Annotated in this window: 13 protein-coding genes; 10 read left to right on the top strand and 3 right to left on the bottom strand. The window is 69.0% G+C overall.

What is annotated here, in order from left to right:
- Positions 1-12: 12 nt before the first annotated feature.
- From ACYQ1K_RS03400 to ACYQ1K_RS03385, 4 genes are all read left to right on the top strand, one after another.
- Positions 13-1,260 carry a cytochrome P450 gene (locus tag ACYQ1K_RS03400; protein WP_459981394.1) on the top strand — a complete coding sequence of 416 codons (1,248 nt, stop codon included), beginning with the start codon at positions 13-15 and terminating at the stop codon, positions 1,258-1,260.
- Positions 1,160-2,176: an NAD(P)-dependent oxidoreductase gene (locus ACYQ1K_RS03395; RefSeq protein ID WP_459981600.1), complete on the top strand. Its 1,017-nt coding sequence runs from the start codon at positions 1,160-1,162 to the stop codon at positions 2,174-2,176. Before ACYQ1K_RS03400 ends, ACYQ1K_RS03395 begins: the two co-directional genes overlap by 101 nt.
- A gap of 110 nt (positions 2,177-2,286) precedes the next feature.
- Entirely contained in the window at positions 2,287-3,186 is a 900-nt protein-coding gene (locus ACYQ1K_RS03390; RefSeq protein WP_459981393.1) for an NmrA family NAD(P)-binding protein, read from the top strand.
- The gene (locus tag ACYQ1K_RS03385; RefSeq protein WP_459981392.1) at positions 3,183-3,587 is read left to right on the top strand and encodes a cupin domain-containing protein; all 405 of its coding nucleotides are present in this window, start codon (positions 3,183-3,185) and stop codon (positions 3,585-3,587) included. The genes ACYQ1K_RS03390 and ACYQ1K_RS03385 overlap by 4 nt, the downstream gene beginning before the upstream one ends.
- A gap of 93 nt (positions 3,588-3,680) precedes the next feature.
- Here ACYQ1K_RS03385 and ACYQ1K_RS03380 read toward each other — a convergent pair whose 3' ends face one another.
- Positions 3,681-5,150, bottom strand: coding sequence for an aldehyde dehydrogenase family protein (locus ACYQ1K_RS03380; RefSeq protein ID WP_459981391.1), 1,470 nt, complete (start codon positions 5,148-5,150; stop codon positions 3,681-3,683).
- Between the two features lie 262 nt (positions 5,151-5,412).
- Between ACYQ1K_RS03380 and ACYQ1K_RS03375 the strand changes: the two genes are divergently transcribed.
- Positions 5,413-5,988 (top strand): HD domain-containing protein, encoded by a 576-nt coding sequence (locus ACYQ1K_RS03375; RefSeq protein WP_459981390.1) that lies wholly within the window; start codon positions 5,413-5,415, stop codon positions 5,986-5,988.
- Positions 5,989-6,016: 28 nt separating this feature from the next.
- On the opposite strand, the gene ACYQ1K_RS03370 is transcribed toward ACYQ1K_RS03375, so the two are convergent.
- A complete protein-coding gene (locus ACYQ1K_RS03370; RefSeq protein WP_459981389.1) occupies positions 6,017-6,799 on the bottom strand; it encodes a class II aldolase/adducin family protein in 783 nt (260 codons plus the stop codon).
- A gap of 216 nt (positions 6,800-7,015) precedes the next feature.
- Between ACYQ1K_RS03370 and ACYQ1K_RS03365 the strand changes: the two genes are divergently transcribed.
- The 4 genes from ACYQ1K_RS03365 to ACYQ1K_RS03350 all read left to right on the top strand — a co-directional run bounded on the left by ACYQ1K_RS03365 (position 7,016) and on the right by ACYQ1K_RS03350 (position 12,782).
- Positions 7,016-8,125 carry an NDMA-dependent alcohol dehydrogenase gene (locus ACYQ1K_RS03365; RefSeq protein WP_459981388.1) on the top strand — a complete coding sequence of 370 codons (1,110 nt, stop codon included), beginning with the start codon at positions 7,016-7,018 and terminating at the stop codon, positions 8,123-8,125.
- Positions 8,126-8,304: 179 nt separating this feature from the next.
- On the top strand, positions 8,305-8,994 hold the full coding sequence (locus ACYQ1K_RS03360) for a LuxR C-terminal-related transcriptional regulator (RefSeq protein ID WP_459981387.1): 690 nt from the start codon (positions 8,305-8,307) through the stop codon (positions 8,992-8,994).
- Between the two features lie 209 nt (positions 8,995-9,203).
- Positions 9,204-11,519, top strand: coding sequence for an ATP-binding protein (locus tag ACYQ1K_RS03355; protein ID WP_459981386.1), 2,316 nt, complete (start codon positions 9,204-9,206; stop codon positions 11,517-11,519).
- A 72-nt stretch (positions 11,520-11,591) separates the two neighbouring features.
- A complete protein-coding gene (locus ACYQ1K_RS03350; protein ID WP_459981385.1) occupies positions 11,592-12,782 on the top strand; it encodes a saccharopine dehydrogenase family protein in 1,191 nt (396 codons plus the stop codon).
- A gap of 49 nt (positions 12,783-12,831) precedes the next feature.
- Here the strand turns inward: ACYQ1K_RS03350 and ACYQ1K_RS03345 are convergent, their stop codons facing one another.
- Positions 12,832-13,755 carry an NAD(P)-binding domain-containing protein gene (locus ACYQ1K_RS03345; protein ID WP_459981384.1) on the bottom strand — a complete coding sequence of 308 codons (924 nt, stop codon included), beginning with the start codon at positions 13,753-13,755 and terminating at the stop codon, positions 12,832-12,834.
- Positions 13,756-13,899: 144 nt separating this feature from the next.
- Between ACYQ1K_RS03345 and ACYQ1K_RS03340 the strand changes: the two genes are divergently transcribed.
- Positions 13,900-15,045, top strand: coding sequence for an ABC transporter ATP-binding protein (locus ACYQ1K_RS03340; RefSeq protein WP_459981383.1), 1,146 nt, complete (start codon positions 13,900-13,902; stop codon positions 15,043-15,045).
- Positions 15,046-15,077 lie beyond the last annotated feature (32 nt).

Genomic DNA, 15,077 nt, shown 5'->3' with positions numbered 1-15,077 from the left:
TGGGAGGAACCCATGACTGCGATCGACGACGACAGCTTCACCATCGCCAACCCTGAGCTGTGGATCGACGGCCCGCCGCACGAGGTCTTCAAGGAGATGCGCGGCAAGTGCCCCGTGCACCACTCACCCGAGGTCGTCGGCGTCCCCGAGGCCCGGGGCTTCTGGTCGATCACCAAGGCTGAGGACATCGCGAAGGTCAGCCGCGACTGGAAGACCTTCTCCTCGAACCGCGACGGCGCCACCGACCTCACCTGGGACGGCATGCCCGAGGACCTCAAGGAACAGTCGAAGCTCGACATGATCAACCTCGACCCGCCACGACACGACCGGCTCAAGCAGCTCTTCCTCGCGGGCTTCACGCAGGAGCGCATCGCCGCCGAGGAGCACGCGGTCCTCAAGGCCGTCACCCATGTGCTCGACCGGCTCGAGGGTCGCGAGACCTGCGACCTCGTCAACGACATCTCCAAGCCGATCGTCGCGCGGGTCATCCACGGCTTCATGGGCATCGGAGAGGAGGACGACGCGCGCTGGATCCACAACATGAGCCGCTACATCGCCCTGGACGACCCGCACTACAACCCGGGTGGCCTCGAGGAGTGGATCAACGTCTTCATCCCCGACCTGATGGAGCAGTGCTTCACCCTGGTCGAGACGCGGAAGGCGAACCTCGGCGATGACCTGATCAGCATCTTGATCAAGGCCGAGGTCGAGGGAGACAAGCTCAGCGACGAGGAGATCATCGCGGGAATGCTGCTGCTCTTCGCGGCCGGCAACGACTCCACCATGGCGACCTTCACCAGTGCCATGATCGCGCTGATGCAGAACCCCGCTGAGCGCCAGAAGGTGCTCGACGACATGTCGCTGGTGCCGAGCGCGGTCGAGGAGGCGCTGCGGATGTTCCCTGCGTTCACCCTGATGCGCCGCACGGCGACGAAGGACGTCGAGCTCAGCGGCGCCCAGATCAAGGAGGGCGACTCGGTCGTCCTGTGGTACCCCTCGGCCAACCGTGACGAGGCGAAGTACGACGATCCGGACCGGTTCGACGTCACCCGCAACCCCGAGCACCAGGCCTTCGGCGCCGGTGGTCGCCACTTCTGCCTCGGCAACGCCCTCGCCCGCCTCGAGCTGCGGATCATGCTCCAGGAGACGCTGTCGCGCTATCCCCAGATGGAGATCATCGGCGCCGCGCCGTTCGCCGAGTCCTACTTCGTCAACCAGCGCATCACGCTCCCGGTCCGTCTCGGTCCCCGCGCGTCCTGACCGGTCCCACCGCGAAACAGAAAGCGAACACATGACTGAGACCACCAAGACCTATGACGTGGCCGTCCTCGGCTGCGGCCTGATGGGCGCCGCCCTGGCCCGCAACTTCGCCGCTCAGGGCCTCACCACAGCCGCCTGGAACCGGTCGCCGGAGAAGGCCGATGCACTTGCGCCGGACGGCGTCACTCCGGTCCGCGACGTCGCCGAGGCTGTCCGCTCCGCCAAGCTCGTCGTCGCCTGCACCTCGACGTACGGCACCACCCGTGAGTCGCTCGCGGGCGTCACCGACTGGGCCGGCACCACGCTGGTCAACATCGGCACGGGCACCCCCACCGAGGCCGTGGAGATGGAGAAGTGGGCGGCCGAGCGTGGTGCGCGCTACCTCGACGGCGCGATCCTCTGCTACCCGCAGCAGGTAGGCACCGAGGAGGGCATGATCCTCTACTCGGGCTCTCCCCAGGCGTGGGCCGAGCACGAGCAGGCGCTGATGACTCCCGGCCCGTACTCCGCGCTCGTGTCGGACAACATCAAGGCGGCGAGCGTGCTCGACGCCGCGATCATCGGTGGCTTCTACTCCGCCGCGCTCAACGCCTACGTCGAGGCCGCGACCTACGCGCTGTCCCAGGGCATCGACGCTGACACCCTGAACGCGATCAGCGACATGGCCTTCCAGGCACTGGCAGCCAACGGCAAGGAAGCCGTCTCCGCCATCGTGAGCGATGAGCACGAGACTGAGGCCGCCTACCTGGGCGTGTACGCCGAGGGCTGCCGCGCCACGCTCGGTGTCATGCAGGAGGCCGGCTTCAAGGCTCGCCTGCTCGAGGCAGCGGTGAAGAACCTGGGCGAGGCCGAGCAGGCCGGCCTCGGCGGCCTCGGCTTCTTCGCGCTCACCAAGGTGGCCCGCACCGACGCCTGACCGTCCCGGCACGGCTCGATCACAGAGCCCCGGACCGCCGACCCGCCCAACTGGGGGTGTTGCACGCGCTTGCACGCGCTGCCCGGCCGGTCCGGGGCTCTACTCGACCCATGGGAAAGACACTGATCCTCGGAGCGACCGGAAATCTGGGCGGTCTCACCGCCGCCCACCTGCAGGACAGAGACCCGAAGTCGCTGCGGGTCGCGACCAGTCGCGAGCCCGGCCTGCGTCGTCTGAGCCGGCGGTTCCCCGACGCCGAGGCGGTGCTCTGCGACTGGAACGACGAGGCCAGCCTGGCCGACGCGATGCGTGGCATCGACAGGGTCCTCGTGGTGACCCCGGACATCGTCACGGACGAGTCCGTGGTGACTCCGAACATCATCCGCGCCGCTCAGAAGGCCGGCACTGTCGAGCTGCTCGTGCGGCTGCTCGGGATGCCACCGGGCCTCACCCTCGAGCAAACCGATCCGGCGTACGTCGCCGCGCGCTGTGGCGCCGGCCTGCACGTCGTCGCCAAGCCGCTGTTCGACGAGAGCGGCCTGCCGGTCTGCTACGTCAATGCCCCGGCGTGGTTGATGTTCAACCTGCCGTCGTTCGTGGCCACGGACGTCAAGCCGCATCGTCGCGTCGCCATGCCTTCCAGCACCGACTGCCCCCGGATGTGGGTGTCGGAGGGCGATGTCGCCGAGATCCTCGCGCAGGTCCTGTCCGGTGACCCGGCCGATCACGTGGGGCGCGAGCACGTGCTGACCTCGCCCGACCGTCACGACTTCGCCGGCCTCGCGGAGATCTTCACCGAGGTGCTCGGCGAGACCGTGACCTACGTCGACGACGACCGCCCGCTGCGCGAGGCCATGGGCCCGGCGTTCGACCAGCTGATGACCTACCTCAGCCACGAGACCGGCTCGTACGCCGGTGTCCAGCACGTCGACACCATCACCCGGATGCTGGGGCGCGCGCAGGAGACCCTGCACGACTACATCACCACCCACAAGGAGCTCTTCTCGTGACCGAGATCCATCCGGTGCCCGCCAAGCGCGACCACCTCGAGGGCAGGAATCTCCCTCCGATGCCGATGTGGCCGGCCGAGATGATGCCGCGCCCGATCGCGACCAACCGCAACGTCGTCTGGTACGCCGGGGAGGACATCACCACGTGCGTCTACGAGTCCGACGACGGCTCGGTCGCGTTCACCGACCTGCCCTACGACGAGCACGTGCACATCCTCAGCGGCAAGGCGGTCCTGACGTCAGCGGACGGGCGGGTCGACACCTACGGCCCGGGCGACTGGTTCGTCGCGCCCAAAGGCTGGTCCGGCACCTGGGAGATGACCGGCGGCTACCGCGAGCTGATCGTCTTCCACACCGCGTCGCTGCTCGCCGCGGCCAAGAAGTGGGGCATCGACGGCTGACGTCCGGTCGACTGACGTGCTGATCGGGTTGCGGCCATGCGGCCAGCCTCCGACCGGACGATCGGCTCGTCGTCGCTCCCTCGGCGCTCGGTGTCAGCCGAGATCGAAGGTGATCGTCTTGACGTTGCTGAACTCGCGCATGCAGAAGACGCCGAGCTCTCGACCGATCCCGCTCTTCTTCCAGCCGCCGAACGGACCGTTGAGCTCCCAGTCGTTGGTCGAGGAGTTGACGTTGACGGCGCCCGCCTCGAGTCCCTCCGCCATGTCAAAGGCCGTGGCGAGGTCGCTGGTGAAGACGGACATGCTCAGGCCGTAGGGGCTGTCGTTGGCGATCGTCAGTGCTTCCTCGGCGCTGCTGATCTTGATGATCGGCGCGACCGGGCCGAAGGTCTCCTCCCGCGCAATGACCATGTCCGGCGTGACGCCGGACAGGACGGTCGGTGCGTAGAACAGGCCCTCGTGGTGGCCGCCGGTGGTGACCGTCGCACCGTTCGCGCGGGCATCCTCGACGTGTGCCACGACCTTGTCGAGGATCCGCTTGTCGCTGAGCGGCCCCATGTCGGTGCCGTCGGCCTGCGGGTCGCCGATCTTGATCGCCTTCGCTGCTGCGGTCATCTTCGCGACGAACTCGTCGTGGACGTCCTCGTGCACGAGGATCCGCTCTGCTGAGGTGCACACCTGACCGGCCTGGTAGAAGCAGCCGAGGGTCGCGGCTTCGACCGCCTTGTCAAGATCCGCGTCATCAAGGACGATCTGCGGCCCGTTGCCGCCGAGCTCCAGCAGGAGCCGCTTGACGCCGGCCGCGCGGGCGATCTGCTCGCCAACGGCAGTGCTGCCGATGAAGGCCACCAGGCCCACATCCGGGTTCGCCACCAGGTGCTCGCCGATCTCGGGGCCGCCGTAGACCAGGTTGACGAGCCCCTCAGGAACGCCGACGGACAGGAAGGCTTCGGTGATCAGCTGCGGGGCGTACGGCGCCCACTCGCTCGGCTTCCACACAGTGGCGTTGCCCGTGAGCAGCGCGACTGCGGCGTTGCCGATCATCTCGACGGGGAAGTTCCACGGCGAGATGAACGACGTGACACCTATCGGCTGGAAGATGGTCTGCACCCGACGCCGCGGATACGCCGCGCTGCTCGCGGGCGGCGTCGAGCCAGCAAATCCCCGCGCCTCGGCGGCTGTCGCCCGCGTGACCGGGACCGTGATCTCGAGGATCTCGTCGCGTGCCTCCGCCAGTGTCTTGCCCATCTCGCGCGAGACCCACCAGCCGATCTCGGCCGCCCGCGCCTCCATCGCGTCGGCCGCGGCGACGATGATGTCGGCGCGCGCCGCCATCGGCACTTTGGCCCATTCCTTCTGCGCCTTCTTGGCAGCCGCGACCGCGGCGTCGACCTGCTCGGCCGAGGCGTAGGCGACCCGCGTCACCACCTCTCCCGTCGCCGGGTTCACGGTGTCCTTCATCGGCCCCTGCCCCTCGACCCAGGCGCCGTCGATCAGGCACAGCGCGGCGGGCACCTCCGATCCGAGGGTCGGGGTGAACGGCTGCGCGGCGATGTCGGTCACGGATTGCTCCTGCTCTGATGGACGATGGTCCGGTCAACCTAGGAACGCCCTCGCGGCGCGTGCTCCAGATCATCGTCGGCATCCCCCGGTTGGGGCAGCAACGGCCCTATCAACCGGGCAGGCAGCGCTCCGACACTCCCCCAGCCGGGGAACCCTGGCGTCCCAGGCGGAGCGCGCGAGGCCCCGCCGGGTGCCACTGTGTGAGACCACTCGAAGGAAACGCATGAGCACCTGTTGGTCCGACGGAGGAGTGAGGAGCGGGATGTTGAAGGCGACGTTCACCAGCATCGACAAGAGCACCCGGGAAGACTGGGAGATCATCGCCAGGTGCGAGGAGGCCGAGCTGGTCGGCCTCGCCGACCGCGTCCTGGCCGCCGTGCGGCGGCTCGGAGACGGCCCGCAGCCGTTCCGCATCACCCGCCTCCAACACTCACTGCAAGCCGCGACCCGCGCCTTCCGCGATGGGGCCGACGAGGAGATGGTGGTGGCCGCGCTCGTCCATGACGTCGGCGACGAGCTGGCGCCGTATGCGCACGCCGCCCTCGCTGCGTCCATCCTCAAGCCGTACGTGTCCGAGAGGACCCATTGGATCGTCGAGCAGCACGACATCTTCCAGGGCAAGTACTACTGGGACAAGATCGGGATGGACCCCGATGCTCGGGAGGAGTTCCGCGGACATCCGTGGTTCGACGACTGCGAGGCGTTCTGCCGGGACTGGGACTGCCCTTCGTTCGACCCGACCTACGACACTCTCCCGATGGAGCACTTCGAACCCATGGTGCGCCGTGTCTTCGGGCGCACTCCCTACGCCGCCCGGGGCACTGCTCAGCTCGGGTAGACGGGCGCGGGCCCGCGCGCCGAGCAGCTCAGTCCGCGTAGTCGGGATAGTGCCGCTCGACCAGTCGAAGGAGCGACTCCCACACGAGCTCGTCACCCGCGCTGTCTGAGTAGTCGTCGCTGTCCTCTGTCCCCTCGAACTGCCGGACGACGTGCTCGCAGATCTCCGCCGGGGGCAACACGACAGCTGTGCCACCAGCCAGGGCGTCGACCTGGATCTGGCACGAGCGGTTGAGGTAGAACATCCGGAGGAACGCTTCCGCCGCCGACGTGCCCACGGTCAGCAAGCCATGGTTGCGCAAGATCAGCGAGTGGTTGTCACCGAGGTTCGCAACGAGGCGCTCCTGCTCGTCTCTGTTGAGGGCCACACCCTCGTAGCCGTGATAGCCGACGCGGTTGTAGAACATCAGAGACATCTGGTTCAACGGCAGCAGGCCGCCCTCTTGGGCGGCCACAGCGCAGCCTGCTCGAGTATGGGTGTGCAGCACGCACTGCGCATCATCCCGGCTGCGGTGGATCGCCGAGTGGATGACGAACCCAGCCGGATTCACGATCACCCCCGGCTGCGCGTCGACGAGGTTGCCGTCGAGGTCGATGACCACGAGGTTCGACGCGGTGATCTCGTCGAACATCAGACCGTACTGATTGATGAGGAAGCGGTGCTGGGGCCCTGGCAGACGCGCCGAGATGTGGGTGAAGATCAGATCGGTCATCTGGAAGTGGTGCACGAGGCGGTAGACCGCGGCCAGCTCGCGACGGAGACGGGCCTCGGCCTCGGCCTCGGCCTCGACGACTTCACGAGCTTGCACCATGCGAGCGGTCTCCTCTGTGGATGGTTGGCAGTGATTCCACGCGGTTTCGAGCGGGTCACGTCGGCCGACATTGTCAAGGGCGCCCACTCGGGGGATCGATGAACAACCGGTGAGGTCCCCCACTCGGGTGTCGGCCGTCTGCGAAGGGCGACCGCGACGTGCGCGCAACCTAGCGTCGCCGTACCGCCTTCCCACCCAACCAGACGAGGACCGCACATGAAGACCACTGCTGCCGTGCTGACCGAGGTCGGCAAGCCGTTCGAGATCGTCGAGCTCGAGCTGGACGGCCCCCAGGAGGGCGAGGTCCTCGTCCGGTACGTCGCAGCTGGCCTCTGTCACTCCGACCTCCATCTCATGAAGGGCGACTTCCCGTCACGGCTGCCGATCGTCGGCGGCCACGAGGGTGCCGGCGTCGTGGAGGAGGTCGGGCCGGGCGTCACCAAGGTCAAGGCCGGCGACCACGTCCTGGTGAGCTTCATCCCGAGCTGCAGTGAGTGCCGCTGGTGCCGGACCGGCCACCAGAACCTCTGCGACCTCGGCGAGTTCCTGCTCGACGGCCAGCTGCCCGACGGCACGTTCCGGTTCCGCCTGGACGGCGAGGACGCCGGCGGCATGTGCTCGGTCGGCTCGTTCTCGCAGTTCGGCACGCTCTCGCAGCACTCGGTGATCAAGGTCGACGAGTCACATCCGCTGGAGAAGGCCGTCTTGGCCTCGTGTGGCGTCCCGACCGGCTGGGGCACCGCCGTCAACGCAGCCGGCGTCTCGGTGGGCGACACGGCGGTCATCTACGGCTCGGGCGGCGTGGGCATCAATGCCGTTCAGGGTGCTGCCGCGGCCGGCGCGAAGAACGTCGTGGTCGTCGACCCGGTCGCGTTCAAGCGAGACACCGCCCTCAAGCTCGGCGCGACCCACGTCTTCGCCGACGCCGAGTCCGCGCTCGAGGCCGTCTGGGAGATGACCAACGGGCAAGGCGCCGAGAAGGCCATGGTGATCGTCGGCGACGTGAACCCCGAGGTGGTGACGCACGCCTTCAACGTCGTCGGCAAGGCGGGAACCGTCGCGATCACGGCGATGGGCCCGTGGGACGATCTCAGTGTCCAGCTGCCCGCCGCTCAGCTCGCGATGTTCCAGAAGACGGTCAAGGGCTGCATCTTCGGTCAGTTCAACCCGCAGTACGACGTCCCCAAGCTGCTCGACCTGTACCGCAGCGGCCGGCTCAAGCTCGATGAGCTGGTCACCCGCGAGTACAAGCTCGAGGAGGTCAACCAGGGCTATCAGGACCTGCTCGCCGGCGAGCTGATCCGGGGGGTCGTGCGCTTCGACTGACGCCTGTCCGACTGTGATCCCCCTCACCGGACAGGTAGCTACGCACGTAGTTCCCGGGGTGTTCCGCGTAGTCCCCCGTACGACTCTTCTCCGCAGACGCTCCATGACGCGGAGCCGGCCGGAGGAGGAGCGATGGGTGAATCTCGCAAGCAGCAGAGCGCGTCGAAGGCGGCGCGGGCATGAGCGCGGTCCTTGCCCTCGAACCGGTCCCCGCCCCGAGGCTCGCGCCTGCCCCCGCTCTCGACGACCGCGCGTCCGGTCCCGAAGACCGCTGTCAGCTCCAGCGTGTGCTCGTCGTCGACGAGAACGAGCTCGTCCAAGCGGGTCTCCGCTCGATCCTCTGCGAGCAGAGCTGGGTGGCTTCCTGCCTGGTGGCCAGGTCGGCCGACGTCGCGTGGCACGTCGCCCAGAGGCATCACCCGCAGCTGGTGCTGGTGAGCACCTCGCTGGCCTCGCGCTCGGCGCTGGAGCTGTGCCGCTCCTTCCGCGACCGGATGCCGCACGTGCGGGTCGTGCTCATGTCCGGTGAGGGTCGGGTCTCCGCCGCCATGGCGCTCAGCCACGGCGCGGTCGGCTCGCTGTCGAAGCAGATGCCGCGCCAGGTGATCGCCAGCGCTCTGCAGCGCGTTGCCGAGGGCGCGAAGATCTTCCCCAGAGACAGTGGCCCCACCGGAGCGCAGCTCTCTCCGCGTGAGCTGGACGTCCTGCAGCACCTGGCGACCGGCCTGAGCAACCCTGAGGTCGCCGACCTGCTCAACCTCTCCCGCCACACGGTGAAGCAGCACACCAGCGCGGTGTATCGCAAGCTGGGCGTTCGCAACAGAGCACAGGCTGCCAGCCGTGCGCAGGAGCTGGGCCTGTTGCCGTGACCCCGGGCGCCACCTCCCCCGGATGGGTGGGCTTCACGGGCTAGTCGCAACCATCGTCGGCTCGGCCTTGACAGGATCCCCGGGTCCCCCGAGGCGGCCTGGCAAAGGCCGCCACGCGCCCACTATCAGCGAGCGGCATCTCTGACCTCATGCCCCCAGCCGGCGGTAGCATCGCGACGACCCATCCTGCCGACGTCACCGAGGACTTGATGGCTTCACGGTCAGCAAAGGCGCCGTCCCAACTTCCGGTCGAGCTGACGAGCTTCGTCGGCCGCCGGCAGGACCTTGCTGCGGTCCGTCAGCTGTGCTCGACGGCTCGAATGGTGACAGTGACCGGGATCGGCGGCGTCGGGAAGACCAGGCTCGCATTCCGCGTGGCGGACGAGCTGCGCCGCGCGTTCCCGGACGGGGTCTACTCCGCGGAGCTGGCTGTGCTGACCGACCCCGCGTTGCTCCCGCAGACCATCATGGACGCCCTGGGCATCCAGGAGCAGTCGACGCGACCGCCGATGACAGTGCTCGGAGAGCATCTCCGGTCGCGTCACCTGCTGTTGATCCTCGACAACTGCGAGCACATCGTCGAGGCCGTCGCCGAGCTCGCCGACCACGTGCTGCGGGTGGCCCCCGACGTCCAGATCCTTGCGACCAGTCGCCAGGCGCTCCGGATCGCCGGCGAGTACACCTACCCGCTCGCTCCGCTGCCGGCGCCGCACCCCGAGGCCACCATCCGTCCAGGGACAGCCCTGCAGTACCCGTCCGTCATGCTGTTCGCCGAGCGGTCCGCTGCCGTCCTCCCTGGCTTCGTGCTGACGCCGGAGAACGAGGTCGCCGTCGTCCGCCTGTGTCAGCGGTTGGAGGGGATCCCGTTGGCGATCGAGCTGGCCGCTGTCCGACTACGGGTGCTGACCCCGGAGGAGCTGGTCAACCGGCTCGATGACAGGTACGGCCTGCTGCGCGAGGGCAACCGGAACCTGCCCGAACGGCACCAGACGCTGCAGGCGCTCGTCGACTGGAGCCACGACCTGTGCACCCCGACCGAGCAGGCCCTGTGGGCGCGGGCGTCGGTCTTCGCCGGCAGCTTCACCCTCGAGGCCATGGAAGCCGTCTGCACCGACCAGGACCTGCCGCCCTCGGCGGTGATCGACACCGCCTCCGGCCTCGTGGACAAGTCGATCTTCCTGCGTGACGAGCACGAAGGGCATGTCCGCTTCCGGATGTTGGAGACCTTGCGTGCCTACGGTCAGGACCGGTTGACCGAGGCGGGAGCGTCGAAGCAGTTCGGCCGTCGGCACCGCGACTGGTGCCTCTGGCTCGTCGAGACCGCCGGCGCCGAGTGGGTCGGGCCGCATCAGAGCGAGTGGGCCGAACGGCTCGAGACCGAGCATGCCAACCTGCGCCGCGCGCTGGAGTTCTCCACCTCCGAGCCCGGCGAGGCCCGGACCGCGCTACGAATGGCCGCCGTTCCCTGGCTGTGGGGCGGGACGAGCCATCTCAACGAGGGCCGCCTCTGGTTGGACCGAGCCCTCGCGCTGGACCGCGAGCCGTCCCACGAGCGCGCCTGGGCACTGGCCACCGCGGCCTACATCGCCGTGTTCCAGGGGGACGAGGAGGCGATGGCCACGCTGCCCGAGGAGGCGCTCGCCCTCGCGCGCGAGCTGGACGACGCCCCAGCGATCGCCTACGCCCTGCATGCGCTGGGGATGCGTCAGACCGTCAGCTCCGACCCCAGCAGCGCGATACCTCCGCTGACCGAGGCGCTCGAGGGCTATGTCCGAACCGGGGTCCAGGCGCAGTACCCCGACAGCCTGCGGATCGAGCTCGCCGCGGCGTACCTCTTCAACGGCGAGGTCGACCACGCCGCGAAGGTCCTCGACGCACTGCTCGAGCAGTGCCAGGCCAACGGCGACCAGTGGAACCTCTCCTACGCGCTGTGGGGACGAGGGTACGTCGCCCTGCTGCGCGAGCAGGTCGACCGCGCTGAGGCCGACCTGCACGAGGCACTGGCCATCAAGCAGCAACTGCACGACACTCTCGGCTTCGCCTTCGCGCTCGAGCTGCTCGCTTGGACGTCGTCGGCGCAGGGGGACGGGACACGAGCGGCCACCCTGCTCGGTGCCGCCGACCGCCTCTGGAGCTCGGCGGTCGGGACCCGCCACCTCATCAGCCAGCGCGAGCAGTTCGAGGCCATGGCGCGCAAGCAGGCCGGCGACGCGGCATTCGAGCTCGCGCTCGGGCAGGGCCGGTCGATGCCGACCGAGGAGGCCGTCGCACTGGCGCTACGACAGGATGTCGCGCCGACGACCGGTGGCTCCGTCGCGCCGGCCGCATCACTGCTCACCCGCCGGCAGCGCGAGGTGGCGGAGATGGTCGCGGCCGGCATGACGAACAAAGACATAGCCGCCCGCCTGGTCATCTCGCTGCGCACCGCCGAGGGGCACGTCGAAACCATCTTGACCAAGCTGGGCTTCACCTCCCGCACCCAGATCGCGAGCTGGCTGACGCAGCAGTCCGTCGACAACCGCTGATCCACTCCCCCAGGTGGGCATAGACCACCGGGCGGCCCGTGGCCGCCTCTTTCGGTGAGCCACGATGCGTCCATGGACACGAACCACACCGCACCCAAGCGGGTGCTCGTCACAGGCGGCGCCGGCGAGATGGGTGCCTACGCGTGCCGCGTCCTGGCGCAGGCCGAGGCCGTCGAGCAGGTCATCGTCGCCGACCGCGATGATGAGAAGGCCGCGAAGCTGGCGATCGACCTCGGGCCGAAGGCCACCTCCCTCGCGCTCGACATCTCCGACTCCGACGCACTGTCGTTGGCTCTCGATCACGTCGACATCGTGCTCAACTGCGCAGGACCGTTCTACCGGTTCGGTCGTGAGGTGCTCAGCGCGGCGATCGCCGCCGGCACCGACTACCTCGACATCTGCGACGACTGGGAGCCGACGCTGGAGATGCTCGAGCTCGACGACGCCGCCCGCGCGGCCGGCGTGACCGCCGTCATCGGCATGGGCGCCAGCCCCGGCACCAGCAACCTGCTCGCGATGCTCGCCATGGACGAGTGCGACACCGTCGACCGCGTCTACACCTCTTGGCGCGCCTCCGCCGCGCACTTCCCCCGCGCCGGCGAGGGCCAGGACTTCCCCGACGCCACCGCCGCCATCGAGCATTGGGTGCACAACTGCACCGAGCCGATCAAGCTCTGGCGAGACGGCGGCCTCGTCGACGGCTATGGTCTCGAGGAGACCACCCTGACCTACCCCGGCGTCGGCACCGACCCGGTCTGGGTGTGCGGCCACCCCGAGCCATTGACGCTCCCGCGCGTCCGGCCGGAGGTGCGCGAGTCGCTCAACGTGATGAGCGCGCGCCGCGGCCTGATGGAGGCCATCACCCGCATCGCAGGACGCGTCCGGTCCGGTGAGCTCGACGTACGACAGGCTTCCGACGAGCTGCTGCGCCAGCCCAACCTCAGCGGCAAGAGCGCCGGCCCCTCACCGGTGCTACCCAGCAACATCTTCGCCATCGCCGAGGGCACCAAGGACGGACAGCGCGTCCGCGTCGGCGCCCAGGCGCTGGTTCAGCCCGAGCGCAACATGGGCGAGATGACCGGCATCCCCCTCGCGGTCGCTGCGCTCATGGCCGCCCGTGGCGAGGTCCACCAACCCGGCGTGCACGGCCCCGAGGGCGCGATCGACCCAAAGACCTTCTTCCACGACCTCGCGCAGTACGCCGACGTGCCGCCCGCACCCGGCGCGCCCGTCTACGAGGTCGTCACCGAGCTGATCCACTGACCCCACCGGGCGTGGCCGGGTGTGCCCCGGCCAGTGCTGCCGCGGCCGATCACGTGGAGCGGAGCCGACTGGGTGGGGATTGCTGCAGCACCACTTGCAACGCCGAGATCTCGTAGGCGCCCAGACCACGGTCGCGCGCCATATCGAGGATGGCAAGGGTGGCTCGGCCGAGATCGGACCGGACACCTGTGCCCGCCACCGAGGCGAGGAGGGCTGACATACCGGCGGCGTGCACGTCGATGGCGGCCTGGCGGCTGCACACCAGGCCGTCCGGCTCGTCACGCAGGTGATCGACCGTGTCGCTGATCGTCCGCCGTGCCACGACGAACGTCTGCTCCAACCCGGCCACCACCTCCTCCGGAGAGGCTCCCCTGGCGCGGGCAGCCGCCAGGCACTCGTGGAATCCGACCACGATCGTCTCCAGCAGCACCGCCTGGCAGTTGACGAGGTGGGACGCGAGCACGACGTCGCTTCCGACGTACCGGACCCGACCGAGGGCCGACAGCACATGGCGATGACGATCAAGTGCGACCTGCCCTCCGCAGACGACGAGTTCGGCCTCTTCGGTGCCGACCTGACGCGGGTAGGCCCGGAGGTGACCGCCGAGGTAGTCGGCTCCGGCCCCCGTCACATGCTCCTGCAGGACCAGCGCCTGCTCAGCACCACCTACCGCCAGCTGCACGAAGGTGCGCCCGAGCAGCCGCTCGGTCACGCCAGGCGACTGCAACACAGCCAACGTCGCGTCGTGGTCGATCAGCACCGAGACCAGCAGAGGCGCGGATGCGACCGCCTCCACGAGGTCGGTCGCCGCCAGCGCGCCCCGCCCGCCCAGCTGCTCGGCAGGGCCCGCCGTGCGGTTCCAGACCGCGACCCTCAGGCGCGCATCGAGGAACGCCCGTGCCACCGCCGTGCCCAGGTGTCCCAAGCCGATCACGCACACATCGGGTGGCGCCGGCGCCGCTTGATCGCCCATGCGAGCTCCGTCTCCTCGGGGAGGTCCAGCCTCATGTCCCGCGTCAGCTGACGCTTGGGTGCCGACGGGCAAACATCCCCCACCGGGGGGATGTCGGCTGCGTCACACCCGGTGCTCCGTGTGGACCGTTCCTACGGTCCGAGCATGCCCACTGCCCACCGAGCACACGCTGCTGCCCTCGCCGTCGCCGTCGCCGAACCGGCTCCGGCCGTCGAGGTGCGCGGAGTCCGCCACGAGTTCGGGTCGCAGATCGCGCTGCACGAGCTCGACCTACAGGTCGGCCGAGGCCAGTTCTACACTCTGCTCGGCCCGAGCGGCTCAGGGAAGACGACCCTGCTCCGCATCATCGCCGGGCTGCTCATGCCCAGCGCGGGATCGGTCCACATTGCCGGCCGCGACGTGACGCAGATCGACGTCCAGCACCGCAACATCGGCTTCGTCTTCCAGAACTACGCACTCTTCCCGCACCTGACGGTCCAGGAGAACATCGAGTTCGCGCTCAAGCTGAGGGGCGACGGCCGTGCCCAGCGCAGCCGACAGACCGCCGAGATGGTGGGCCTCGTTCACCTCGGCGGCCTGGAGAGTCGCTACCCGGGCGAGCTCAGCGGGGGCCAGCAGCAGCGCGTGGCCATCGCCCGAGCGCTTGCCTTCGAGCCCGAGGTCCTGCTCCTCGACGAGCCCCTTGGAGCTCTGGACCGGCGTCTCCGCCAGCTGCTCGGCGCCGAGCTGCGGCGCATCCAGCAGGACACCGGGATCACCGCCATCTACGTCACCCACGACCAGGAGGAGGCCTTCATCCTGTCCGACACCGTGGTCGTCATGAGCGATGGCGGCATTCGGCAGTGTGGCTCGCCGGCCGAGGTGTACACCGCCCCGAAGGACCACTTCGTCGCCACCTTCCTCGGTGACACCAACATCCTGACCGGACAGGTCATGTCGAGCCACGGTTCGGCAAGCATGCTCGACGTCGACGGCATCGAGGTCCGCTGCTCGGGCGTCGCGCCGGCACCGGTGGGGTCAACGGCGATGTGCAGCATCCGCCCCGAGGACGTCGAGATCGTCGACGGGCATGCACCGGAACGCGCCGACCGCTGCCGCTTCGGGCCGATGGACGTCACCCGGCGGTTGTTCCTCGGCGGGCGATACCGCCTGACGCTGCGCCGCGAGGACGCCCGGTTGGATGCCGAAGTCGCCGCGCGCGGCCGGGTCCCCGACGTCGGCGAGCGCGTCGAGGTCGGCTGGCGGAGCGGGATCCCGGTGGTCCTCGCTGACACCCAGGAACGCGGCTGAGCTCGGGGCGCGGCCGACAGCAGCAACCATCC

It is taken from the genome of Nocardioides sp. AN3 (assembly GCF_054653495.1).
Note: the sequence above shows the minus strand (reverse complement) of the source record. Positions and strands in the feature narration are given on the sequence as shown.